Here is a 23,558-nt window from a genome sequence, read left to right on the forward strand (position 1 = left end):
CTGTGCTTTTTTTGATGACAGAAACTATTATTTACTGTCCGTTTACTCTGGTCATCAGATCCATGATTTTTTCGTTGCTGGAGCGTACCTTTTCAACAGAAACATCATGATTGATAATATCGATAATACTTGCAAGATATTTGCTCATATTTGCTTCAACATAGTACGGTTTGGTAAGAAGCTCCGGAATACGGTAGTTCAGGTTTGTGGTGATAACCTTATCGATCCAGCCTTTTTCGTAATATTCATCGAATTTAGCCAGTCCGTCCGTGAACAGTCCGTATGTAGTGCAGATAAACACGCGCTTTGCGTGACGCTCTTTGATCTGCTTTGCCACATCCAGCATACTCTCTCCGGAGGAGATCATATCGTCGATAATAACAACGTCCTTGCCTTCTACAGAATCGCCAAGGAACTCGTGTGCCACGATCGGGTTCTTTCCGTTTACGATAGTAGAGTAATCTCTTCTCTTATAGAACATACCCATGTCTACGCCAAGGATATTGGAGAAATAAACCGCTCTTGACATAGCGCCTTCGTCCGGGCTGATGATCATCAGATGATCGTTGTCCAGTTTGAAGTCAGGAACATTTTTTACAAGCGCCTTCAGGAACTGATAGGTTGGGAAAAAGTTGTCAAATCCATTCAGCGGGATGGAGTTCTGTACACGGGGATCATGAGCGTCAAAAGTAATGAAGTTGGATACGCCCATATCGCTTAATTCTTTCAGTGCCAGAGCGCAGTCAAGGGACTCTCTCTTGGAACGGCGGTGCTGACGTCCTTCATACAGAAACGGCATGATCACATTGATTCTGTGAGCCTTTCCTGTAGCTGCGGAAATGATTCTTTTCAGGTCCTGATAATGATTGTCCGGGGACATATGGTTCTCGTGACCGCATACAGTGTACGTTTCGCTGTAATTTGTAACATCCACCATAATAAAAAGGTCTGTTCCGCGGACGGATTCTTTGATATAGCCTTTTCCTTCTCCGGTGCCGAAGCGTACACATTCACATTCTACAAGGAAGGATGGTTCGCAGTATCCCTGAGGAATGATCTCAGATTTTTTCTTGGCAACCAGCTCTTTACGGAATTTTACAAGTTTCTTGTCAACCTCCTTTGCAAGATCCTGGCAGCCGGAAAGGGCTGCAATACGAATCGGCGCAACCGGAAGGGATTTTTCAAGTAACTCTATATTCGGCATAATTTTCCTCCTGAGTTTTGTTTATATTTTGTTTATAAAAAATAAAACCATAATACATTTATATCATTTGCCCCAAAGCCCGTCAAGGAATTTATTGTTTTTCGCCTGTAAAAATCATATTGTATACAAAAATGTACGCGATTCAGTCAGAGCAGAAGAATGAACAGATCTGTCTGCCGTGGATCCGGTAAGAGCGTATTTTGCCAGGCGGGTTCCGGGATTTGGTCAGCAGAATGCGAAAATGCCCTGTGGAATATTGCCGGTGAAGGGCTGCTCCTGCTGTTTCTGTGTAGGCGGCTGCTCTTTATACTTGACAGCGCAGGCCGGGGTGATATAAAATTTGCAGTTGTTTTTTATGTGTAAAATTGTTATGATGATTACAGCTTACAGTACGGACAGCAGGCGACAGGGTGTGTCTGTACAGGCGGAAGAAAGGGATTTTATGAAAAAAAAGAAGCATATCATCTCCAGGGTCCTGCCGGGAAGTATTGCCCAGGAACTGGAGCTTGAGCCGGGAGATATCCTGGCTGCCATAAATGACACTCCGGTGGAGGATGTTTTTGATTATCGTTATCTGATGAACGATGAATTTGTGACACTTCTCATTGAAAAAGCAGACGGCGAGCTGTGGGAACTGGAAGTGGAAAAAGAATATGAGGAAGATCTGGGGATCGAGTTTGAAAACGGGCTTATGGATGAGTACCGCTCCTGCACCAACCGCTGTATTTTCTGCTTTATTGATCAGATGCCTCCGGGAATGAGAGAAACTCTTTATTTTAAGGATGACGATTCCAGACTTTCTTTTCTTCAGGGAAATTATGTGACTCTGACAAATATGAGCCAGAAGGATATTGACCGGATCATTCAGTACCGTCTGGAGCCTATTAATGTTTCGTTTCAGACAATGAATCCTGAGCTTCGCTGCAAAATGCTTCATAACCGCTTTGCAGGAGAGGCTCTTTTAAAGGCAGACCAGCTTTATGAGGCCGGGATTACCATGAACGGTCAGATCGTTCTCTGTAAGGGCGTCAATGATGGAAAAGAACTGGAATTCAGTCTGGAAAAGCTTTCTGCATATGCGCCTGTGCTTCAGAGCGTGTCCGTGGTTCCGGTAGGACTTTCAAAGTTTCGTCAGGGCCTGTATCCTCTGGAGCCTTTTAAGAAAGAGGATGCGGTAAAGGTTCTGGAGCAGATTCACCGCTGGCAGGAAAAAATGTTCCGGGAGCATGGGATCCATTTTGTACATGCGTCTGATGAATGGTATCTCCTTGCGGAACAGGAGCTTCCGGAAGAGGAGCGCTATGACGGATATCTTCAGCTGGAAAACGGAGTGGGAATGCTGAGACTTCTGGAAACGGAGGTGCGCAGCGCAGTGGATGCCCGTCCGGGAGATGACAGAGCGGCGGAAATGACCATTGCCACAGGAAAGCTTGCGGGCCCGTATCTGGAAAAGTGTGTAAAAATGATACAGAAAAAATATCCGAATATAAAGATTCGTGTAAAGGTGATCACCAATAACTTTTTCGGGGAGCTGATCACAGTTTCAGGACTGATCACAGGAACTGATCTGAAAGAGCAGCTTGCAGGTCTGGATCTGGGAGAAAGGCTTCTGATCCCCTGTAATATGCTTCGAAGCGGGGAGGATATTTTCCTTGACGATGTTTCTGTGCGGGAACTGGAAGATGCGCTGGGAACAGAAATTGTAGTTGTAGATGAAAACGGAGCAGATCTGGTGGCTTCTGTACTGGATGCTCCGGATCATAATAAACAGATAAGGAGACAGATGTATGAGCAAACCAGTAGTAGCCATCGTGGGCAGGCCTAATGTGGGTAAGTCCACGCTGTTTAATGCGCTTGCCGGAGAGATGATTTCTATTGTAAAAGATACTCCGGGCGTTACAAGAGACAGGATTTATGCAGATGTAACATGGCTGGATAAGTCCTTTACCATGATCGATACAGGCGGAATTGAGCCGGAGAGCGGAGATATTATTTTATCTCAGATGAGAGAGCAGGCCCAGATCGCCATTGACACTGCGGACGTGATTGTTTTTATTACAGATGTGCAGCAGGGTCTGGTGGATTCTGATGCGAAAGTGGCAGATATGCTCCGCCGCAGCAAAAAGCCTGTAGTGCTTGTGGTAAATAAGGTGGACAGCCTTCAGAAATATATGATGGATGTTTACGAGTTCTATAATCTGGGAATCGGCGAGCCGATTGCCATTTCAGCGGCAAACCGTACCGGCCTGGGCGATATGCTGGACGAGGTGGTAAAAGAATTTCCGGAAGACGCAGATACAGAGGAAGAGGATGACATTCCGAAGATCGCTGTTGTAGGAAAGCCTAATGTAGGAAAGTCATCTCTGATCAATCATCTTCTGGGAGAAGACCGTGTGATCGTTTCTGATATTGCCGGAACCACCAGAGATGCAGTTGATGCCAGAGTAAAATGGCAGGGTCGGGATTACATTTTTATTGATACAGCCGGTCTTCGCCGGAAGGGTAAGGTAAAGGAGGAGATTGAGCGATACAGCGTGATACGTACAGTAACAGCTGTGGAACGGGCCCATGTGGTAGTGATCGTTATTGACGCTACAGAGGGCGTTACAGAACAGGATGCAAAAATTGCCGGAATCGCTCATGAAAGAGGCAAGGGCGTGATCATTGCTGTAAATAAATGGGATGCCATTGAAAAGGATGACAAAACCATTTATAAACACACCAACCGTATCCGCGAGGTACTGGCATATATGCCTTATGCGGAGCTTGTATTTATTTCCGCAAAAACAGGACAGAGGATCAACCGTCTGTTTGAGACCATTGACGCAGTAATCGAAAATCAGACCCTGCGTATCCAGACAGGTGTGCTGAACGAGATTCTTTCAGAGGCCATTGCCATGCAGCAGCCGCCGTCTGACAGAGGCAAGCGTCTGAAAATTTATTATATGACTCAGGTGGGAGTAAGACCACCGACATTTGTGATCTTTGTCAATGACAGAGAACTGATGCATTTCTCTTATACCAGATATCTGGAAAATAAGATCCGTGATGCATTTGGATTCAGAGGAACTTCTCTGAAATTTATTATCCGTCAGCGGGGAGAGAAGGAATAGGAGCGGTTATGGAGCGTTTGATTTGTCTGGCCATCGGATATGTATGCGGGCTGTTTCAGACTTCTTACATTATCGGAAGGCTTCATAAAACAGATATCAGAGAACACGGAAGCGGAAATGCAGGAACTACCAATGCCCTGCGTACCTTTGGAAAAAAGGCGGGGATCCTGACACTTCTGGGGGACTGTCTGAAGTGTGTGGCAGCGATTGTTCTTGTGCGTGTTTTCCTTGGAAAGACTTATGGAGATATTCTTCCGCTTCTGAGTCTGTATGCGGCGGCGGGCTGTATTCTGGGACATAATTTTCCTTTTTACCTGAAGTTCCGGGGAGGAAAGGGAATTGCTGCTTCGGTGGGTTTTATCCTTGCCTTTGACTGGAGGATCTTCCTGATATGCGCAGTGATCTTTTTTGCGCTGTTCTTTACGACCCATTATGTGTCCTTATGCTCTCTGAGTGCTTATCTGGCTGCTTTTGCGGCAATCATCGTTCTGGGTCAGGGAGGGGCCTATGGCATGGATGCTTCTCATACCATGGAAATGTATGTGGTTATGGGGCTGCTTACAGCGCTGGCTTTTTTCCGCCACAGAGCAAATATTATGCGGCTGGCAAAAGGCACAGAGAACCGTGTTTATCTTGGGAAAAAAGATAAAAAATAAGAAAGGTCAAAAAGGTGGAGAAAATGGCGAAAGTAAGTGTGTTGGGAGCAGGGAGCTGGGGAACTGCTCTGTCTCTTCTTCTCTGTAAAAACGGCCATGAGGTAACCCTCTGGTCTGCTCTTGAGGACGAAGTGCGTATGCTCTGCGAAAAGAGAGAGCATGAATCCAAGCTTCCCGGAGTGCGCCTTCCGGAGGATATGAAGATCACTGCAGACCTGGAAGACAGTCTGCAGGATCCGGACGTAGCGGTGCTGGCAGTGCCGTCTCCTTTTACCAGAAGCACAGCTCACAGAATGGCGCCTTTTGTAAAAAAAGGACAGATCATTGTGAACGTGGCCAAAGGTGTGGAAGAACATACTCTGATGACTTTAAGCGAGATCATCAGTGAGGAGATCCCTCAGGCAGACGTCTGTGTTCTGTCAGGTCCAAGCCATGCGGAGGAGGTGGGAAAAGGTCTTCCTACAACCTGTGTGGTCAGTGCAGAAAAAAGAGAAACTGCAGAATACCTGCAGGGGATCTTTATGAGCCCTGTTTTCCGTGTGTATACCACTCCGGATATTCTGGGAGTAGAGCTTGGAGGCGCGCTGAAAAACGTGATCGCCCTTGCGGCAGGAACAGCGGACGGTCTGGGATATGGAGATAATACCAAGGCCGCCCTGATCACCAGAGGCATTGCGGAAATTTCCCGTCTTGGCACCAAAATGGGTGCCAGAGCGGAAACCTTTTACGGCCTTTCGGGAATCGGCGATCTGATCGTAACCTGCGCCAGTGTTCACAGCCGTAACAGAAAAGCCGGTTATCTTATGGGAAAAGGCTATACCATGCAGGAAGCCATGGATGAGGTAAAAATGGTGGTGGAAGGCGTTTATTCTGCAAGAGCGGCAAAAAGTCTTGCTGAGAAATATCAGGTGGAAATGCCGATCATTGAAGAAGTGAACAAAGTGCTTTTTGAAGACAAGCCTGCCGCAGATGCAGTGCGTGATCTGATGCTCAGGGATAAAAAAGTAGAAACACCCATGCTTCCCTGGCAGTAAAACAGTGAGCAGGAAGAAAAACAGAATTTTGGCTCAGAGGGAAGAGGAAGCCGTCTGAGCTGTATATGAAAAAAAGAAGCGCCTGTCCGCAGCTGACATATCAGCTATGGGCAGGCGTTTCTGTTAAGCCTGAATGCTCATAGTTATAAGGGGATCCCTCTTAAATCTTCCGGAACATGAGAGCTGTGGTAATCCTGGTTCAGAGTATCCAGAAGATCCATATCCTCCTGGTCAATGGAAAAATCAAAAATTCTTGCATTGGCAGCGATGCGCTCCGGATTGGTTGATTTGGGGATTACGGAAATTCCTTTCTGAACAGCCCAGCGAAGTCCTACCTGAGCCGGTGTGTGCGCATACTTTGTTCCGAGAACACAGAGAACATCGTGATCCAGATAGGCTCCTCTTGCCAGAGGCGCATAGGCCTGTACCTGAATGCCGTTGTCCTGGCAGTAGTCGATCAGTTCTTTCGGATAACACAATGGATGACATTCAATCTGATTTACAGCCGGTACAATGCCGGATATTTTTTTCAGCTCTTCCAGATTGTGGATGTTAAAGTTGCTGACGCCAATGGAACGGGCGCGCCCGGAGCTTAATATTTTTTCCATTTCCTTCCATGTGCTCAGATAACAGCCGGGTACCGGCCAATGAACCAGGTAGAGATCAATGTAATCCAGACCCAGGCGGTCAAGGCTTCTCTGAAATGCTCCGCTTATGTCACCCAGACGCTGGGCGGTATTCCAGACCTTTGTGGTGATGAAAAGTTCTTTTCTGGAAACGCCGCATCTGGCGATTCCTCTGCCTACGCCTTCTTCGTTTTTGTAAACGGAAGCAGTATCAACCAGGCGATAGCCGTTCTGCACGGCGCTGATCACGGCATTTTCTGCTTCGTTATCTTCGGTGGCTTTATATACACCCAGTCCTAAAAGGGGCATTTTCTGATCGTTGTTTAAAAATACAGCGGTTGTCAAAGCAGTTCCTCCTTGCCTTTGGCCTGTTTCAGACCGATTCCAACATATTTGTTTACTCGCATGTATACTATTATACCATATAAATGTGAAAGAAGAACATCAAATTTATTAAATATTTACTACGAAGAGGACAGAGTATATTATGTTAATAAAAAAACATTAATGTTATAAAAATAACAAAAAAAATAATGTTATAGAAAAATAACACAAATATACAGAAGCAGAAGGAAAGATTTCCTGCTATTTTATATGAATTTAATGATTATTTCCTTGCGTATCCAGGGGGAAAGATGTATAATAACTATAATTGATAAATTCTTGTCATAAGTCTGCACTTTTTTAAAAAGTGGAGGTTCTGTTTCCCGGAGGAGACAGAGAAAGGAGAAGATAAAATGCACCTTATTAAAGACGAAAACGGCAATCTGATCCAGCACGGACATGAGCATGTCCATGAACACACTCATGAGCATACCCATGCGGACGGAGTGACACATTCTCACGCCCACACTCATGAGAGCGGCGGAGAACATGCTCATTCTCACGGAGAAGGATGTCAGGAACATACACATGAACACTGCGGTTCCTGCCAGGAAGGCGACTGCAAAAAAGAAACCATTGCTCTTCTGACTTATATGCTCCAGCACAATGAGCATCACGCACAGGAACTTGACCAGATGGCGGAAAATCTGGACAAGATGGGGCTGGCAGCTTCTGCAAAAGCCATCCGCGATGCAGTTGCTGACTTCCAGAAAAGCAACATGCGTCTGGGACTTGCCCTGACACTTGTAAAAGAGGAACTGAAATAACAGACAGAAGATCAGGAGGTGGCACCAATGTGTCTTGCAACTGTATACAAAGAAAGTGACGATTCCGTTATTTTTAAAAATGTAAGCCGTATTGATGTGGACGGAGACAAAGTGATCCTCCGGGACATTATGGGAGATGAGAGAGTTGTGGAAGGCCGCATTCTCATGGTAGATCTGGCAAACAGTATTGTAAAGCTCTGCTGTGAATAACATATGCCCGTGGATCTGACAGACCGGATCTGTTAAAAAATAAAAATACGCGGAGGTAAGAGGAAATGACAGCAGTAAAGTTATCTGACATGATGAAAAAAAGACAGCTTCTGTCCTTTGAGCTGTTTCCTCCCAAAACAGACCGGGGAATGGCAAATCTGTCAGAAACCATTCAGCAGCTGTGCAGATATAAACCGGAATATATTTCTGTTACTTACGGAGCCGGCGGTGGAAATGTTGGAGCTAACCGTCAGGTATGCCGGATGGTCAGAAACGCCGGGACTGTACCGGTCACTCATTTTACAGTGATCAGAAACACAAAGCAGGGAATCAGGGAACAGCTTGAAACTTATCTGAAAGAGGGCGTGGATCATATCCTTGCGCTGCGCGGGGATTTTCCGAGAGGCGAAACCTCAACAGGCGGAGATTTTAACTATGCCACAGATCTTGTAAAGTTTATCCGTGATGAATTCGGGGAACAGTTTGAGATCGCGGTGGCGGGGTCTCCGGAAGGCCATATTTCCTGCCGCAGTCTGGAGGCAGATATCGGAGTCCTTAAGATGAAACAGGACAATGGGGCCGACTATATTATGACTCAGCTGTGCTGGGATATGGAACAGTTTGAAAGATGGCTGGATAAGATACGGAGGGCAGGAGTGACCCTGCCGGTGGATGTGGGCATCATGCCGATCCTGGATCAGGCGGCAATCATTAACATGGCCCTTTCCCGTAATGGCTGTGTGATGGACCGTGAGCTTTCCAGGCTGATCTCCAAATACTGGATTTTCCCCAATCCTTTCGACAAAGCGCCTTTTGACGATTCGCTTGAACAGAAAAAAGCAGACTTTAAAAAGGCGGGAATTGAATACACGATCAGACAGATCGACAAATACCGTTCTCTTGGCGTAGAGGGGATCCACCTGTATGCCATGAACAAATGGAAAGACGTATCCCAGATCATTGAGAGGTCCGGTATACGCACGCTTATTTAAAATTGACACGATCAGGAGGCTGACTGTTTTATGGCACATGTAATTGCCGTCGCCGGAAAAGGCGGCGTAGGAAAGACAACCTTATGCGGAATGCTGATCCAGTATCTCTGCGAGCAGGGAAAGGGACCTGTTCTTGCTGTGGATGCGGATGCCAATTCCAATTTGAATGAAGTTCTCGGTGTTAAGGTAGATACAACACTGGGAGATGTCCGCGAAGAGATCGCTCAGGCTGAGATGGCGGCAAAGAGCCCTATCCCGGCAGGAATGTCCAAAGCAGACTATGCGGAGGTACGTTTTGAGGACGCTCTTATTGAGGACGATGATTTTGATCTGCTTGTTATGGGAAGAACCCAGGGAAAAGGCTGCTACTGCTATGTAAACGGTCTTCTTCAGGCACAGCTTGCAAAATATCAGAATAATTATCCATACTTTGTGGTCGATAATGAGGCGGGGATGGAACACATCAGCCGAGGCGTTCTTCCGAGTATGCAGACTGCCATTCTTGTAAGCGACTGTTCCAGAAGAGGAATTCAGGCAGTGGGAAGGATCGCCAGGCTGATAGAGGAATGTAATATGCATCCTTCTACAGTGGGCCTGATCGTAAACCGCGCTCCGAAAGGGGAACTGAACCCGGGAGTTCTGGAGGAGATTGAAAATCAGGGACTGAATCTTCTGGGAGTGGTTCCTCAGAATGATGCGGTTTATGAATATGACTGCGAGGGTCGTCCCACAGCATCCCTTCCGGAGGATAATCCTGTGAAACAGGCTCTCAGAAAAATTGTGGATAATCTGAATTTATAATATATCTGAATATTCCTGCTGCGGATGCGGCAGGGATAACGTGCCGGAGAACATATTCCGGCCGCTTTTTACACACGGAAATAACCCATGGGCGGGGATGGGTTTCGCCTGCGGAGTTATTATAAAAAACGAGAAAAATATACATGAATCATTCTTGTATCATTAAAAGGAGGTCAACAATGAGTGAATTCAAATTAACGACAGTGGAAGAGTTTGAAGCTGCCACCAACAGGCTTCTGGAGACCGGAGCTAAAGTTGGCGCGGATTCCTGGCAGATGCGTGTGAAAAACCAGACCCCACACTGCAAGTTCGGCGAGAAAGGTATCTGCTGCCGTATCTGTTCCATGGGACCATGCCGTATCACTGCAAAAGCACCGAGAGGTATCTGCGGATGCGACGTACACGGTATCGTAGGAAGAAACTTCCTGAAATTTACAGCAGGCGGAGCAGCTACTCATTCCGATCACGGACGTGAGATCTGTCACACACTGCACTGTACAAAAGCAGACGGAAATTATACCGTAAAGGATCCTGAGAAACTGATCCGCATTGCAAAAGAGTGGGGTGTGGAAACAGAGGGCAGAGATATCTATGATCTGGCTCATGAGATGGCTGAGGTTGGTCTTATGGAATACGGAAAACCGTTTGGTTACCAGAGATTCCTGGACAGAATGCCGGAAGGCCAGAAGGAAAAACTGATCGAGAACGAGATCGCGCCACGGGCAATCGACAGAGAAGTTTCTTCTTCTTTACATATGACTCATATGGGATGTTCTTCTCTTCCGGAGGCTCTTGTAAAACAGTCTCTGCGCTGCGGTCTTGCTGACGGATGGGGCGGTTCCATGATGGGAACAGAATTCTCTGACGTTCTGTTTGGAACTCCGAAGCCGATCGACACTGAGGCAAACCTTGGCGTTATGGTTGAAGAGAATGTAAACATTGTTGTTCACGGACATGATCCGAGTCTTTCTGAGATGATTTGTGAATATGCAGACAGCAAGGAAATGATCGACTATGCAAAATCCGTAGGAGCAAAGGGAATTACAGTATCCGGTGTATGCTGTACTTCAAACGAGGTTGCAATGCGCCGCGGTATTCCGATGGCAGGTAACTTCCTGCAGCAGGAAAACGTTGTTCTCACAGGAGCATGTGAGGCGATCGTTGTAGACGTTCAGTGTATTTTCCCGGCACTGGGACCACTGAGCAAATGTTTCCATACAAAATTCGTAACAACTTCTCCGATCGCTCAGATGCCTGATTCTGAATTTATCAGATTCAATGCAGAAACAGCAGGAGAGAATGCAAAGGCAATTGTTAAGATGGCGATTGATAACTTCAAGAACAGAAAACCGGAGCTTGTACACATTCCGCAGCTGAAACAGAAAGCTACTGTAGGTTACTCTGTAGAAGCAATCGTAAAAGTTCTGGACGGCGTTACCAACTCTCAGGTTGACGAGCTTGGAACAACAAAACCGCTTCTTGAGTGCATCACTTCCGGCGTTATCCGCGGTGCTGTTGCCATGGTTGGATGCAACAACCCGAAGATCCGTCCTGACTATGCGCACATTGAGCTTATGAAAAAATGTATTGCAAATGATATTATCATCATTGCTTCCGGATGTTCAGCACAGGCAGCTGCAAAAGCAGGTCTTATGGACAAGGCTGCAAAAGATCTCTGCGGTGACGGTCTGAAACGAGTATGTGAACTGGCAGATATCCCGCCTGTATTACACATGGGCTCCTGCGTAGATATTTCACGTATGATGAACCTTGCGGCAGCACTGGCTAAGGATGCAGGTCTTCAGATCCATCAGCTTCCGGTAGTAGGCTGTGCTCCTGAGTGGATGTCCGAAAAAGCAGTATCCATCGGTAACTATGTTGTTGGTACCGGTATTGATACCTTCCTTGGCGTTGATCCTTATGTTGAAGGTTCTGACCAGATGGGACAGCTTCTTACAGAGGGAACAAGACAGTGGACAGGCGCTGCTTACACAGTTGAGAAAGACATTGACAAATTAGTTGATCTGATGATCGAAAGAATCGAAGAAAAGAGAACTGCTCTGGGCATCTAAGGATCCCGGCAGTGAATATTTGACAAAGGTGGATGACATAAAATGAAAATTGCAGTTACAGGAAAAGGCGGTGTGGGAAAAACCACATTTGCGGCAACACTGGCCCGTTTATATGCGGCAGAGGGAAGACCTGTGCTTGCGGCGGATGTAGATCCGGATGCAAATCTTGGTCTTGCGCTGGGATTTGATGAAGAAACACTTGATTCCATTGTACCCATCTCCAAAATGCGTAAGCTGGTAGAGGAGAGAACCGGGGCTTCCGCAAACAATCAGTTTTACCATCTGAATCCCAGGGTGGACGATATTCCGGAAAAATACGGAAAGGTCTGCAACGGGGTCAGGCTGCTTGTTCTTGGAACTGTGGAAACAGGGGGCGGCGGATGCGTATGTCCGGAGCATGTAATGCTGAAGCGTATTATCAATAACCTTGTCCTTCGCAGGGAGGATGTGGTGATCCTTGATATGGAAGCAGGGCTGGAGCATCTGGGAAGAGGGACGACCGAAGGCGTAGATGCCTTTGTGGTTGTGATCGAGCCGGGTGCAAGAAGTGTTCAGACATACAAAAACGTGAAGCGTCTTGCAAAGGACCTTGGTGTGGCGCAGGTGAAGGTTGTGGCAAACAAGGTGAGAAATCAGGACGACGAAGCCTTTATCATGGAAAAGATTCCACAGGAAGATCTTTTAGGTATGATCCACTATAATACAGATGTGATCGATGCGGATCGACAGGGAAAATCCCCCTTTGATTTCAGCGAAGAGGTCACAGGTGAGATCAGAAAAATCAAAGACAGGATTGATCATCAGTGATCATAAAATAGGAGGTATAACAGTGACTTTATTTGAAAGTGTTTTCGCGGGAAATGATGCGGTTTATGGCCTCACTGAGAATGCCATTGACCAGGCTATTGAAACACATGGTGCGGACAAAGCTGTCAGCTTTCCGAATACAGCTTATTCCCTTCCATGCTACTATGCAGTAACAGGAACCAAGGTTGGTACTCTTGCAGAGTTAAAGGAAGCTCTTGCAGTTGTAAAAACTCTTATGACAAGAGAAAAAAGAACACATGACGCATTTATGTCAGGTGTTGCAACAGCTCTCTGCGCAGAGTTCATCGAGGTTCTGAAATACATCGACGGAGCAACTCCTTATGAAGAGCCATGCTACGGACATCTTGCAGATGCAGTGATCCGTGAGCTTGGTGTACCGCTTGTAACAGGCGATATCCCGGGTGTTGCAGTAATCCTTGGCAAGGCAGCTTCCGCAGAAGAGGCAGCAGCTCTTGTAAAATCCTATCAGGCGCAGGGTATCCTTGTAACACTGGTAGGCGATATCATTGATCAGCTTGCTGAGATCAACTACAAAACAGGCGCAAATGTACGTGTGATCCCGCTTGGAAAAGACGTTACATCTGTAATCCATGTTGTATCTGTTGCTCTTCGTGCAGCTCTGATCTTTGGTAACGTAAAACCGGGCGATGCAGCAACTCTGATGGAATACACAATGAAACGTGTTCCTGCATTTGTAAATGCATTTGCTCCTCTGAACGACGTGATCGTAGCATGCGGCGCAGGCGCTATCGCACTTGGATTCCCAGTAATCACAAACCAGGCTGACGTTCCGAGAGTTCCGAAGAGCCTGATCTGCCAGACAGACGTTTCCAAGTGGAACGCAACTTCTCTGGAAGCCCGTGACATTAAGATCAAGATCACAAACATTGATATCCCGGTTGCATTTGCATCTGCATTCGAGGGCGAGATCATCCGTCGTAAAGATATGCAGGTTGAGTTTGACGGCTCCCGCGTGGACTGTGCAGAGCTTGTTCAGACCTGTGACGCAAGCGAGGTAGAGGATCACAAGATCACAGTGATCGGACCGGAAGCTGACGAGATGGAGCTTGGAAGCAAAAACAGCATCGCTTATGTGGTTAAGGTTGCAGGCAAAAACATGCAGGCAGACTTTGAGCCGGTTATCGAGCGTAAATTCCATAACTACATCAACTGCATTGAGGGTGTATACCATACAGGCCAGAGAGATATGCAGCGTATCCGTATCAGCATCGATGCATTTAACGCAGGCTTCAGAATCAAACATCTTGGTGAGGTTCTTTACGCACAGGTTAAAAATGAGTTTGACGCAGTTGTTGACAAATGCGAGGTTGTGATCTACACAGATCCGGCTGAGTGTACAAGAGTACGTCATGAAGTTGCAATTCCCACTTTTGAGAAACGTGATGAGCGTCTTGACAACCTTACAGATGAGTCTGTAGACGTTTACTACAGCTGTATCCTCTGCCAGGCATTCTCTCCAAGCCATGTATGCGTGGTTACACCGGAGAGACTTGGCCTTTGCGGTGCGGTTTCATGGCTGGATGCAAAAGCTACCAACGAGCTTGATCCGGCAGGTCCGTGTCAGGTGATCACAAAAGAAAGACCGATCGACGAAAATCTTGGCGCATATGAAGATGTTGATGAAGCTGTACAGAAATTCTCACAGGGTGCTCTTGAGCACGTAACCCTGTACTCCATCATGCAGGATCCGATGACATCCTGCGGATGCTTCGAGTGTATCTGCGGTATCGAGCCATTCTCCAACGGTGTTGTTATTGCAAACCGTGAGTATGCAGGCATGACACCTCTTGGAATGACTTTCCCGGAGATGGCTTCCATGACAGGCGGCGGTGTTCAGACACCAGGATTTATGGGACACGGAAAACACTTCATTTCTTCCAAGAAGTTCATGAAGGCAGAGGGCGGTATCGAGCGTATCGTATGGATGCCGAAAGAGCTGAAAGAATTTGTTGCTGAAAGACTGAATGCAACAGCAAAAGAGCTTTACGGAATTGACAACTTCACTGATATGATCGGTGATGAGACAGTAGCAGAAGATCCGGAAACACTGGTTGCATTCCTTACAGAAAAAGGACATCCGGCACTTTCTATGGATCCGATGATGTAATCTGTTCTGTCAGAAGAACAACACTGTGAAATTTTCTTCCGGACCCTGTTAAGAGTCCGGAAGATTCCATATGCCGGCATAAGGGAATTGTAAGGGCTGTGGATGATCACAAAAAGTTAAAAACACGGAAAAAAGGGGTTGTCTGTCTTGTCAATGGCCTTTATCGTGTTGTATAATAATAAGCAGATCATGAATTAACATGTATTTAAATTTTTAAGAGGAGGCTAATGTAAAATGCCGTTTAATCAGAAACCACAAAAGTTTAATGCAAAGATTAACCCAGTGACAATCGGAAGCGGAGATAAGACTGTAACTATTGGCGGAGACAGCACATTTCCATTCTATACCTTTGACGCTCCTTCAGAGAACTGCGCTAAAATCGGCGTAGAGATTTCTGATATGGGTCTTGAGGGAATGTCCGAGGGAATCAAAGCATACTATGATGGAGCAACTACCATGGGAGAGATCGCAAAGAAAGCTGCAGCTATGGAAGGCGCAGATTTCGTTGCACTGAATCTGGAAGGCGGAGATCCTAATGGTGAGAACAGATCCATTGATGAATTAATCGCAGTTGTAAAAGAGGTTGCTGAGGCTGTAGATTGTCCTCTGGTTGTTGAGGGCTGCAAAAACGTAGAGAAGGATGCGGAACTTCTCCCTAAGGTTGCTGAGGCTCTTGAGGGAAGAAATGCACTGATTCTTTCCGAAAAAGAAGAAAACTACAAAGCAATCGGCGCTGCTGCAGGTCTTGCATACAATCAGATCGTAGGCGCAGAGTCAGCCGTTGATATCAACCTTGCAAAACAGCTTAACGTTGTTACCACACAGCTTGGTGTGGATGCAAAGAAGATCGTTATGAATATCGGAAGTGCAGCAGCAGGCTATGGCTATGAGTACGTAGTTTCCACTATGGACCGTATCAAAGGCGCTGCCCTGGGTCAGAATGACAATATGCTGCAGATGCCTATTATTACACCTGTATCCGCAGAGACATGGGGAGTAAAGGAAGCTACAGCTTCTGAAGCTGACATGCCGGAGTGGGGACCGCAGGATGAGCGTGGAATTGACATGGAAGTTATGACAGCTGCTGCAGACCTTGCAGCCGGTTCCGATGCTGTTATTTTAAGACATCCGGAATCTGTAAAAGCAATTTCCAAGATGATCAAAGCACTTGCGTAACGAATAGGAGGAAAATAGAGCTATGGCACTGAATGGTATTCAGATCTTTAAATTAACACCAAAGAAAAACTGTAAGGAATGTGGATGCCCGACATGTATGGCTTTCGCTATGAAAGTTGCACAGGGCGCTATGCAGATTGAGCAGTGTCCGCATATGTCTGACGAGGCACTGGCATCTCTTTCTGAGGCAACTGCTCCGCCGATGAAAACAATCAAGATTGGTACAGGCGACGGTGAGTTTACTCTTGGAGGAGAGACTGTACTTTTCAGACATGAAAAAACATTTGTAAGCAAAACAAGATATGCAGTTGCACTCTGCACAGATATGACTGACGCAGAAGTAGAAGCCAAGCTTGCTGAGATCCCGGTTGTAGATTATGACCGTATCGGAGAGAGAATGCATGTTGAGCTTGTATATGTAAACTGCGGAGAAGGCGCAGATGTAGCAGCTTACACAGCACTGGTAGAAAAAGCAAAAGGTCTTGGAAGAACTCTGGTTCTGGGATGTACAGATCCTGAGATCGCTAAGGCTGCTCTTGAAGTATGCAAGGACTCCAAGCCGGTTCTCAATGGTGCAAATGCTTCCAACTATGAGGCAATGAACGCTGTTGCAACTGAGGCAGGCGTTGTTCTCGGTGTATCAGGAAGCGACATCAACGAGCTTTATGATACAGTAGCAGCTCTTGAGAAGCTTGGAAACAAGAACCTTGTTCTTGACACAACAGGCGCTGACGTAAAAGAGACATTTAAGAACACTGTACTGGTTCGTCGTGCAGCTCTTAAAGATCAGGACAGAACTTTTGGTTATCCGTCTCTTGTAAATCTTGTTAAGATTGCTAAAGGCGACAAACATTTACAGGCAGCACTTGCTTCCCTGTTTACTATGAAATATGGTTCCATCGTTGTTATGGAGCAGATGACTTATGCAGAGGCACTTCCGCTTTATGGCCTGCGTCAGAACGTATTTACTGACCCGCAGAAGCCAATGAAAGTAGAGCCGGGTATTTACCCGCTGAACGGAGCAGATGAGAACTCTCTGGTAGTTACCACTGTAGACTTTGCTCTTACATATTTCGTTGTATCCGGCGAGCTGGAGCGTTCCGGTGTTCCGCTTAATCTTGTGATCAACGATGCAGGCGGACTTTCCGTACTTACTTCCTGGGCTGCCGGCAAGTTTTCCAGCACCAGCATCTCTACCTTTATCAAAGAAGAGGTTGAGCCGAAGGTTAAATGCCGTAAGCTTGTGATCCCGGGTAAGGTTGCAGTTCTGAAGGGCGATCTGGAAGCAAAACTTCCGGGATGGGAGATCATCGTAGGTCCAAGAGAAGCAGTACAGCTTGTGAAGTTCTTAAAAGATATGCAGGCATAAGCCACATAAATATACTTCGGACAGGAAAGGATCTTTCCTTTCCAGGTCCGTATTAAACCACGTAAAGGAGAACACAGGTATGTCAAAATTTATCACAATTGGTGAAAGACTTTCAACAACAGCACCGGCAGTAAACAAAGCGTTTACAGAAAGAGATCCGGAGCCGATCCTTAAAAGAGCAAAACAGCAGCTTGATGCAGGCGCTACTTATCTGGATGTAAATATCGGACCTGCTGAGAACGATGGTCCTGAACTTATGAAATGGGCAGTTCAGCTTCTTCAGGGCAACTTTGACAATGTTCCGCTGGCACTGGATACTTCCAACGTAGCAGCTATTGAAGCTGGTATTTCCGTATACAACCGTTCCAAAGGAAAACCGATCGTAAACTCTGCTGACGCAGCAGGAAGAATCGAATACGTTGATCTTGCAGCAGCTAACGATGCGATCGTTATTGCTCTCTGCAACGGTGAAGGTATTGCAAAAGACAATGATGAGCGTATGATGTTCATGCAGACACTGATGGAGCGCGGTATGGAGCACGGCATGGATGTTGAGAACGATATGTGGTTTGACCCGCTGTTCCTGGTTATCAAAGGAATGCAGGACAAACAGATGGAAGTTCTTGAGTTCATTAAAATGATCTCTGACATGGGCATGAAGAGTACTGGCGGTCTTTCCAACAACTCCAATGGTATGCCGAAGCACATCCGTCCGATCATGGATTCTGCTATGGTAGCTATGGCTATGATGCAGGGACTTACCTCCGCAATCGTAAACCCGAACGATCTTCGTCTGATGGAGACTATTAAGTCTTGTGATATCATCAAGAATAATAATCTGTACGCAGATTCTTATCTGGATATCTGATTTTTACATGTGGATCACAGAGAGGGCTGGAGACTTCGGTCTTCGGCCCTTTCTTTATATCAGAAGAAAGGTGGTTGCTTTTTGTTTAAGGTAACATTTGCATTTGAAGATGGCAGTGTGGTAGAGACGTATGCCAATGAGGGAGATAATCTGCTGGAAATCGCACGTGAGGCAAATGTGGCGATCGATGCCCCCTGTTCCGGTAACGGAGCTTGTGGGAAATGCCGCGTGCAGCTCAAATGCGGAGAGCTGAACACCAAAAAAACACTTCACATTAGTGACGAAGAATTTCAGAATGGCTGGCGTCTTGCCTGTATGAGCAAAATTACTGCGGACGTGGAAGTGCTTGTACCGGATATCGCCTCTGCCTATAAAAGCAGAATGAAGGTTGCGGACCTGAGTTCGAAAGAAGAGCTTGCTATTTTTGAAAATGCCAAGCGGGAAGTGGAGCTGGCAGGAATTGAATTAAAGAACAGTCTGGACATCGTGGAAGTAAAGATGGAACCTCCAACTCTGGACGACACCATGCCGGATGTGGAAAGGCTTACCCGGGCTCTCCGTAAATTTATGAACCTGAAGCGTGTAAGGATTCCTTACGCAGTTCTCAGAAAACTGCCGGATGTTTTGAGAGAAAGCAATTTTACAGTAAAATGTGTCCTTCGTACAACTCCGGACGACATGTTTGTTTATGATGTTTTTGACAGCAGAGAAGAGGTTGTCATCGGCGGACTTGCAGTGGATATTGGTACAACAACCGTATCTGCAGTTCTGATCAATATGGAAACAGGAGAAATCCTTGCAAAAAGTTCTGCAGGAAACGGACAGATCCGCTTTGGTGCTGATGTGATCAACCGTATTATTGAGGCAGAGAAGCCGGGAGGAAGAGAAAGACTTCAGGATGCAGTGATCAAAGAAACGATTAATCCAATGATCCATGAGATGTGCCGGAGCGCTCATTTTCCGGAAAAACAGATCTACCGTATGTGCGTGGCATCCAATACCACAATGAATCATCTCTTTGCAGGGATCAATGCCGATCCTCTTCGTATGGAGCCATATATTCCGGCATTTTTTAAAACAAATTCTATGTTTGCTTCAGATATTGGCATTGATATCAATCAGGATGCCCATATCATCATAGCTCCTAACATCGGAAGCTATGTAGGCGGAGATATTACAGCAGGTACCCTTGTCAGCATGATCTGGAACAGACCGGAGTTTTCTCTGTTTATTGACCTTGGAACCAATGGAGAACTTGTTTTCGGCAATTCTGACTTTATGATGAGCTGTGCATGTTCAGCCGGACCGGCTTTTGAGGGCGGAGATATCAGCTGCGGTATGCGCGCAACAGATGGGGCCATAGAGGCCTGTACCATTGATAAGGAGACTATGGAGCCTTCTTATAAGATAGTCGGTGAGCCGGGAACAAAACCGGTGGGACTTTGCGGTTCCGGTATCATTGATGTGATCAGCGAGCTGTTTTCAGCCGGGATCATTAATCCGAAAGGTAAATTTATCCGTGAGGGAAGAAGAATCCGTCATGATAAATACGGTATGGGAGGTTATGTGATCGCCTTCGAGGAGGAAGCAGGTTCTTCCAAGGATGTGGAGATCACAGAGGTGGATATTGATAACTTTATCCGTGCCAAGGGAGCAATTTTCTCAGCAATACGTACCATGCTTTCATCACTGGATTTTGATGTTTCCATGATTGATGACGTGTATGTGGCCGGCGGAATCGGAAGCGGTATCAATATGCGTAATGCAGTAAGAATCGGAATGTTTCCGGATATTCCTCTTGAAAAATTCCATTATATCGGAAATTCTTCGCTGTCAGGCGCATACCTGATGCTTTTGTCCACTCCTGCGGAGAAAAAGACATATGAGTTGGCTGCAAATATGACATATATGGAGCTTTCCACAGTGCCCACCTATATGGATGAGTTTGTGGGAGCCTGCTTTATTCCTCATACGGACAGTTCTCTGTTTCCGTCTGCAGAATAAAACAATAAAAGAATGTCCGGTACAGAAACAGAGAAAATCCTGTATCCTGCCGGATGTATAAGAACAGGAAAAGAATCAGATTTTACAGAGGTGTGCTATGAGTTCTGACTTAAATGAAGTAAAATCCGTCAGTCTGTCAGAGGAAGGGTCCGTAGGCGACAGACTGGGATATGAAAAAGACAGCAAGGAGAGAATGCCCTGGGAGCATTATCTGGAGGAGTTCCGGAAAGCAGATCCAAAGGAGATTTCCAGTCGTCTTTCCATTCCTTATGATGAAGCGGAAAAAAGCTTTGAGCTTCCGTTTCTGGGAAGTGTCTATTACATTTCCTGGCCTGATTTTCATGTGACTCACAAAGAGGATAAAAAAGGCTTTTATCCTCTTGAGGAAATGGTATATGCCAGGATCCTGACTATTCGTTTTCTTCTGGGAGGAATGAAATCCCATGGAACCGGAAAAATGAAAACCTACAGGGAAATGCCCTGGGGAGAAGTGTATTTGCGGCAGTTTGACGGACGCTGCATCAAACGTCTTGCCTTTTCCTATGGAAATCGTCTGAAGGCTTTTAAAGCTGTTATGGAGCATATTCAGGCAGTTCCTGTAAACCACGGGGATCTTGCCTATGAAATTGAAATTTACCCGGATTATCAGGTACAGATGATTCTCTGGGAGGGGGATGATGAGTTTCCGCCTTCGTCTCAGATTCTGTTTTCAGATAACTTTCCGGTATCCTTTCAGGCAGAGGATATGGCTGTGATGGGAGATGTGATCATCGGGGCTCTGAAAGCATTTGGAAAAGTAACAGGTTAAGATAAAAAATACAGTTGTGACAAAAGGGATCAGCTGTGTATCATCATCAGGAGGGTAAAACTATGGGATTTTCAACAAGTACATGTACAGAGTTTGTTGAAGTACTGGCTTCCAAAGCACCGGTACCGGGCGGCGGCGGCGCTTCCGCACTTGTTGCGGCAGTGGGAACTGCACTTGGAAATATGGTAGGAAGCCTGACAGTAGGAAAAAAGAAATATGCGGATGTAGAAGATGAAATGTGGGAGCTGAAAGCAAAATGTGATCAGCTTCAGAAAGATTTCCTCCGTCTCATCGAAAGAGATGCGGAAGTATTTGAGCCTCTTTCCAAAGCATATGGAATGCCGAGAGAAACGGAAGAAGAAAAGGCTGAAAAGGCAAGAGTCATGGAGATCGTTCTCAAGGATGCCTGCTCCGTACCGATGGAAATCATGGAAAAATGCTGCGAGGCTATTGAGCTGATCGTGGAATTTGGCGCAAAGGGCTCCAAGCTTGCCATCAGTGATGCAGGCGTAGGCGCTGCTTTCTGCAAGGCAGCTTTAAAAGGCGCCAGCCTGAATGTGTACATAAACACAAAATCCATGGCAGACAGAGAGTATGCAGAAGAGTTGAACAGAAAAGCTGATGCAATGCTTGAGAAATATACAAAGATTGCTGACGAAACCTTTGACAGTGTTCTTGGAAGACTGAAATAACAGCAGTATTTTTATAAAAACAGCAGTTTTATTTTAGGAGGAATAATAAAATGGCAAAACAGTTATTGGGAAAAGAAGTAACAGCAGCGCTGAACGAGAAAATTAAAGCAAATGTAGCAGAGCTTCAGGCAAAGGGTGTAAATCCTACACTGTGCATTATCCGTGTTGGCGAGAATCCAAGCGATATTTCCTATGAGAAAGGCGCTACCAAACGCTGCGAGACACTTGGCGTAGCATGTGAAAAAATCCTTCTTCCGGGAGACGTTTCCCAGGATGAGCTTCTTGCAACAATTGATAAAGTAAACAAAGACGACCATATCCATGGCGTTCTTCTGTTCCGTCCCCTTCCGAAGCATCTGGATCAGGCAGTGATCGAAAATGCTCTTGCTGCAGAAAAAGACGTTGACTGTATGACAGATCTTTCCATGTCCGGCGTATTCACAGGCAAAAAGATCGGTTTCCCGCCATGTACACCACAGGCATGCATGGAAATTCTTGATCATTACGGAATTGACTGCACAGGCAAAAAAGCAGTTGTGATCGGAAGAAGCCTTGTAGTAGGAAAACCGGCAGCTATGATGCTGGTTAAGAAAAACGCAACTGTTACTATCTGCCACACAAGAACCGTTGATATGCCGTCTGTTGCAAGAGAGGCTGATATTGTGATCGTAGCAGCAGGACGCGCAGGCGTTGTAGGCGCTGATTATGTAAGAGAAGGACAGACTATCATTGACGTAGGTATCAATGTAAATGCAGAAGGCAAGCTCTGCGGAGATGTTGACTATGCAGCAGTTGAGCCGATCGTAGACGCCATCACACCGGTACCGGGCGGAGTTGGAAGTGTTACAACATCTGTTCTGGTTGGTCATGTGGTAGAAGCGGCAATGAGAAAGGTAAATGGATGATTTTTTCTCGGAAGAATAAGCTCTTCTGGGGGAATCTGACCCTGACGGGCGCTCTGATTTTCGGGGCGCCTGTTTTTGCATTGGCAGACAAAGCGCCTGATCCGTCAGAAATACAGGGCCCTGTAAGGAAACCTCAGGAAGAAAATAAAGCTGTACAGAAAAACGGAGACTCAGATAACCTGTCAGGAAAGACTGACGGAAACAACAAAGACAGGGAAACAGACTATTCAGAAGAAGGACAGATCAGCAAGCCTTCCTATTCTTATGAAAGTGGTCCCGGGACAGAGGGCTTTGTGGATGATTCTACAGATAATACCTATGGCTATTATACGATTATGGGAACAACCACTGTTACTCTGGAAGAAATGACCTCCCTTTATGAGGAAAACGGGGCAGAGTATCCTTCTTCTTTAAAAGAGGGCGGTGCAGAAACCATTGAGGATTTCTGCAGCATTATTCTGGAAGAAGCGGAACTGGAAGGTGTTCGTGGAGAGGTGGTTTATGTGCAGGCCATGCTGGAAACCGGGTGGCTTCAGTTTGGCGGAGACGCAGTGGAAAGTCAGTACAACTTTTCCGGTCTTGGAACAACAGGCGGAGGCGTACAGGGAAATTCCTATCCGGATGTGCGAACCGGGATCCGGGCTCAGGTCCAGCATCTGAAGGCTTATGCCAGCACAGAGGAATTAAATGAAAACTGCGTGGATTCCAGATTTGATATGGTTACAAGAGGTTCCGCTCCCTATGTGGAGTGGCTGGGAATCCAGGAGAACCCTAACGGAGGCGGCTGGGCTGCCGGAGCCGGGTACGGGGAGAAGCTGACAAAGCTGCTTGAAGATATGAAGGAAGAATAATCCGGAAATAAATATATTTTACAGCAAATAACCTTGTCTCATTCGACGTTTTTGCTTGATTTTTGCATTG

The 23,558-nt window shown here is 46.2% G+C and carries 21 protein-coding genes; 19 read left to right on the plus strand and 2 right to left on the minus strand.

Going from position 1 to position 23,558, the window contains the following annotated elements; all coding sequences use genetic code 11:
* Positions 1-31: 31 nt before the first annotated feature.
* Entirely contained in the window at positions 32-1,204 is a 1,173-nt protein-coding gene (locus tag NSA57_RS08250; RefSeq protein WP_022067182.1) for a ribose-phosphate pyrophosphokinase, read from the minus strand.
* Between the two features lie 355 nt (positions 1,205-1,559).
* On the opposite strand from NSA57_RS08250, the gene NSA57_RS08255 reads away from it, so the two are divergent.
* Genes NSA57_RS08255 through NSA57_RS08270 form a run of 4 tightly spaced genes read left to right on the plus strand, consistent with a single transcriptional unit; the run spans position 1,560 to position 6,007 of the window.
* On the plus strand, positions 1,560-3,029 hold the full coding sequence (locus NSA57_RS08255; protein ID WP_257464540.1) for a DUF512 domain-containing protein: 1,470 nt from the start codon (positions 1,560-1,562) through the stop codon (positions 3,027-3,029).
* Positions 2,992-4,317, plus strand: coding sequence for a ribosome biogenesis GTPase Der (gene der, locus NSA57_RS08260; RefSeq protein ID WP_022067184.1), 1,326 nt, complete (start codon positions 2,992-2,994; stop codon positions 4,315-4,317). Before NSA57_RS08255 ends, der begins: the two co-directional genes overlap by 38 nt.
* A gap of 8 nt (positions 4,318-4,325) precedes the next feature.
* Entirely contained in the window at positions 4,326-4,973 is a 648-nt protein-coding gene (gene plsY / locus NSA57_RS08265; protein ID WP_022067185.1) for a glycerol-3-phosphate 1-O-acyltransferase PlsY, read from the plus strand.
* A 23-nt stretch (positions 4,974-4,996) separates the two neighbouring features.
* Positions 4,997-6,007, plus strand: coding sequence for an NAD(P)H-dependent glycerol-3-phosphate dehydrogenase (locus tag NSA57_RS08270; protein WP_147599168.1), 1,011 nt, complete (start codon positions 4,997-4,999; stop codon positions 6,005-6,007).
* Positions 6,008-6,150: 143 nt separating this feature from the next.
* Here NSA57_RS08270 and NSA57_RS08275 read toward each other — a convergent pair whose 3' ends face one another.
* Complete coding sequence (locus NSA57_RS08275) at positions 6,151-6,978, minus strand: aldo/keto reductase (protein ID WP_274605486.1); 828 nt, start codon at positions 6,976-6,978, stop codon at positions 6,151-6,153.
* 392 nt (positions 6,979-7,370) lie between these two features.
* On the opposite strand from NSA57_RS08275, the gene NSA57_RS08280 reads away from it, so the two are divergent.
* The 15 genes from NSA57_RS08280 (at position 7,371) to NSA57_RS08350 (ending at position 23,488) form a co-directional block, all read left to right on the plus strand.
* Positions 7,371-7,784 carry a DUF8180 domain-containing protein gene (locus NSA57_RS08280; protein ID WP_022067188.1) on the plus strand — a complete coding sequence of 138 codons (414 nt, stop codon included), beginning with the start codon at positions 7,371-7,373 and terminating at the stop codon, positions 7,782-7,784.
* A gap of 27 nt (positions 7,785-7,811) precedes the next feature.
* Positions 7,812-7,994 carry a CooT family nickel-binding protein gene (locus NSA57_RS08285; RefSeq protein WP_022067189.1) on the plus strand — a complete coding sequence of 61 codons (183 nt, stop codon included), beginning with the start codon at positions 7,812-7,814 and terminating at the stop codon, positions 7,992-7,994.
* 65 nt (positions 7,995-8,059) lie between these two features.
* Positions 8,060-8,986, plus strand: coding sequence for a methylenetetrahydrofolate reductase (locus NSA57_RS08290; protein ID WP_257464542.1), 927 nt, complete (start codon positions 8,060-8,062; stop codon positions 8,984-8,986).
* A 30-nt stretch (positions 8,987-9,016) separates the two neighbouring features.
* Positions 9,017-9,787 carry an ATP-binding protein gene (locus NSA57_RS08295; protein ID WP_147599173.1) on the plus strand — a complete coding sequence of 257 codons (771 nt, stop codon included), beginning with the start codon at positions 9,017-9,019 and terminating at the stop codon, positions 9,785-9,787.
* 179 nt (positions 9,788-9,966) lie between these two features.
* Entirely contained in the window at positions 9,967-11,859 is a 1,893-nt protein-coding gene (cooS, locus tag NSA57_RS08300; RefSeq protein ID WP_257464543.1) for an anaerobic carbon-monoxide dehydrogenase catalytic subunit, read from the plus strand.
* 42 nt (positions 11,860-11,901) lie between these two features.
* On the plus strand, positions 11,902-12,666 hold the full coding sequence (locus NSA57_RS08305; protein WP_147599177.1) for an ATP-binding protein: 765 nt from the start codon (positions 11,902-11,904) through the stop codon (positions 12,664-12,666).
* A gap of 22 nt (positions 12,667-12,688) precedes the next feature.
* Complete coding sequence (gene acsB / locus NSA57_RS08310; protein WP_022067194.1) at positions 12,689-14,815, plus strand: acetyl-CoA decarbonylase/synthase complex subunit alpha/beta; 2,127 nt, start codon at positions 12,689-12,691, stop codon at positions 14,813-14,815.
* A gap of 234 nt (positions 14,816-15,049) precedes the next feature.
* Positions 15,050-15,991 (plus strand): acetyl-CoA decarbonylase/synthase complex subunit delta, encoded by a 942-nt coding sequence (acsD, locus tag NSA57_RS08315; RefSeq protein WP_147599180.1) that lies wholly within the window; start codon positions 15,050-15,052, stop codon positions 15,989-15,991.
* 22 nt (positions 15,992-16,013) lie between these two features.
* Positions 16,014-17,360: an acetyl-CoA decarbonylase/synthase complex subunit gamma gene (acsC, locus tag NSA57_RS08320; RefSeq protein ID WP_257464544.1), complete on the plus strand. Its 1,347-nt coding sequence runs from the start codon at positions 16,014-16,016 to the stop codon at positions 17,358-17,360.
* A 79-nt stretch (positions 17,361-17,439) separates the two neighbouring features.
* Positions 17,440-18,228 (plus strand): carbon monoxide dehydrogenase/acetyl-CoA synthase methytransferase subunit, encoded by a 789-nt coding sequence (gene acsE, locus NSA57_RS08325; RefSeq protein WP_022067197.1) that lies wholly within the window; start codon positions 17,440-17,442, stop codon positions 18,226-18,228.
* A gap of 81 nt (positions 18,229-18,309) precedes the next feature.
* Entirely contained in the window at positions 18,310-20,232 is a 1,923-nt protein-coding gene (gene acsV, locus NSA57_RS08330; protein ID WP_257464545.1) for a corrinoid activation/regeneration protein AcsV, read from the plus strand.
* A 97-nt stretch (positions 20,233-20,329) separates the two neighbouring features.
* Positions 20,330-21,040, plus strand: coding sequence for a DUF3786 domain-containing protein (locus NSA57_RS08335; protein WP_257464546.1), 711 nt, complete (start codon positions 20,330-20,332; stop codon positions 21,038-21,040).
* Positions 21,041-21,102: 62 nt separating this feature from the next.
* Entirely contained in the window at positions 21,103-21,732 is a 630-nt protein-coding gene (locus NSA57_RS08340; protein ID WP_022067200.1) for a cyclodeaminase/cyclohydrolase family protein, read from the plus strand.
* A 50-nt stretch (positions 21,733-21,782) separates the two neighbouring features.
* Positions 21,783-22,637, plus strand: coding sequence for a bifunctional 5,10-methylenetetrahydrofolate dehydrogenase/5,10-methenyltetrahydrofolate cyclohydrolase (locus NSA57_RS08345; RefSeq protein WP_022067201.1), 855 nt, complete (start codon positions 21,783-21,785; stop codon positions 22,635-22,637).
* Positions 22,634-23,488: a glucosaminidase domain-containing protein gene (locus tag NSA57_RS08350; protein ID WP_147599186.1), complete on the plus strand. Its 855-nt coding sequence runs from the start codon at positions 22,634-22,636 to the stop codon at positions 23,486-23,488. Before NSA57_RS08345 ends, NSA57_RS08350 begins: the two co-directional genes overlap by 4 nt.
* The last annotated feature ends 70 nt before the right edge of the window (positions 23,489-23,558 follow it).

Source organism: Blautia caecimuris, assembly GCF_024622975.1.
Lineage (GTDB): Bacteria > Bacillota > Clostridia > Lachnospirales > Lachnospiraceae > Blautia_A > Blautia_A caecimuris.

Excerpts from the sequence above, each read along its gene's own strand:
- acsC (WP_257464544.1), top strand. The coding sequence starts at position 16,014 with ATGGCACTGAATGGTATTCAGATCTTTAAATTAACACCAAAGAAAAAC.
- acsE (WP_022067197.1), top strand. The coding sequence starts at position 17,440 with ATGTCAAAATTTATCACAATTGGTGAAAGACTTTCAACAACAGCACCG.
- NSA57_RS08270 (WP_147599168.1), top strand. The coding sequence starts at position 4,997 with ATGGCGAAAGTAAGTGTGTTGGGAGCAGGGAGCTGGGGAACTGCTCTG.
- NSA57_RS08305 (WP_147599177.1), top strand. The coding sequence starts at position 11,902 with ATGAAAATTGCAGTTACAGGAAAAGGCGGTGTGGGAAAAACCACATTT.
- NSA57_RS08350 (WP_147599186.1), top strand. The coding sequence starts at position 22,634 with ATGATTTTTTCTCGGAAGAATAAGCTCTTCTGGGGGAATCTGACCCTG.
- NSA57_RS08290 (WP_257464542.1), top strand. The coding sequence starts at position 8,060 with ATGACAGCAGTAAAGTTATCTGACATGATGAAAAAAAGACAGCTTCTG.
- acsD (WP_147599180.1), top strand. The coding sequence starts at position 15,050 with ATGCCGTTTAATCAGAAACCACAAAAGTTTAATGCAAAGATTAACCCA.
- NSA57_RS08255 (WP_257464540.1), top strand. The coding sequence starts at position 1,560 with ATGTGTAAAATTGTTATGATGATTACAGCTTACAGTACGGACAGCAGG.
- cooS (WP_257464543.1), top strand. The coding sequence starts at position 9,967 with ATGAGTGAATTCAAATTAACGACAGTGGAAGAGTTTGAAGCTGCCACC.
- NSA57_RS08335 (WP_257464546.1), top strand. The coding sequence starts at position 20,330 with ATGAGTTCTGACTTAAATGAAGTAAAATCCGTCAGTCTGTCAGAGGAA.
- NSA57_RS08250 (WP_022067182.1), bottom strand. The coding sequence starts at position 1,204 with ATGCCGAATATAGAGTTACTTGAAAAATCCCTTCCGGTTGCGCCGATT.
- NSA57_RS08280 (WP_022067188.1), top strand. The coding sequence starts at position 7,371 with ATGCACCTTATTAAAGACGAAAACGGCAATCTGATCCAGCACGGACAT.
- NSA57_RS08285 (WP_022067189.1), top strand. The coding sequence starts at position 7,812 with ATGTGTCTTGCAACTGTATACAAAGAAAGTGACGATTCCGTTATTTTT.
- plsY (WP_022067185.1), top strand. The coding sequence starts at position 4,326 with ATGGAGCGTTTGATTTGTCTGGCCATCGGATATGTATGCGGGCTGTTT.
- der (WP_022067184.1), top strand. The coding sequence starts at position 2,992 with ATGAGCAAACCAGTAGTAGCCATCGTGGGCAGGCCTAATGTGGGTAAG.
- NSA57_RS08295 (WP_147599173.1), top strand. The coding sequence starts at position 9,017 with ATGGCACATGTAATTGCCGTCGCCGGAAAAGGCGGCGTAGGAAAGACA.
- NSA57_RS08340 (WP_022067200.1), top strand. The coding sequence starts at position 21,103 with ATGGGATTTTCAACAAGTACATGTACAGAGTTTGTTGAAGTACTGGCT.
- NSA57_RS08345 (WP_022067201.1), top strand. The coding sequence starts at position 21,783 with ATGGCAAAACAGTTATTGGGAAAAGAAGTAACAGCAGCGCTGAACGAG.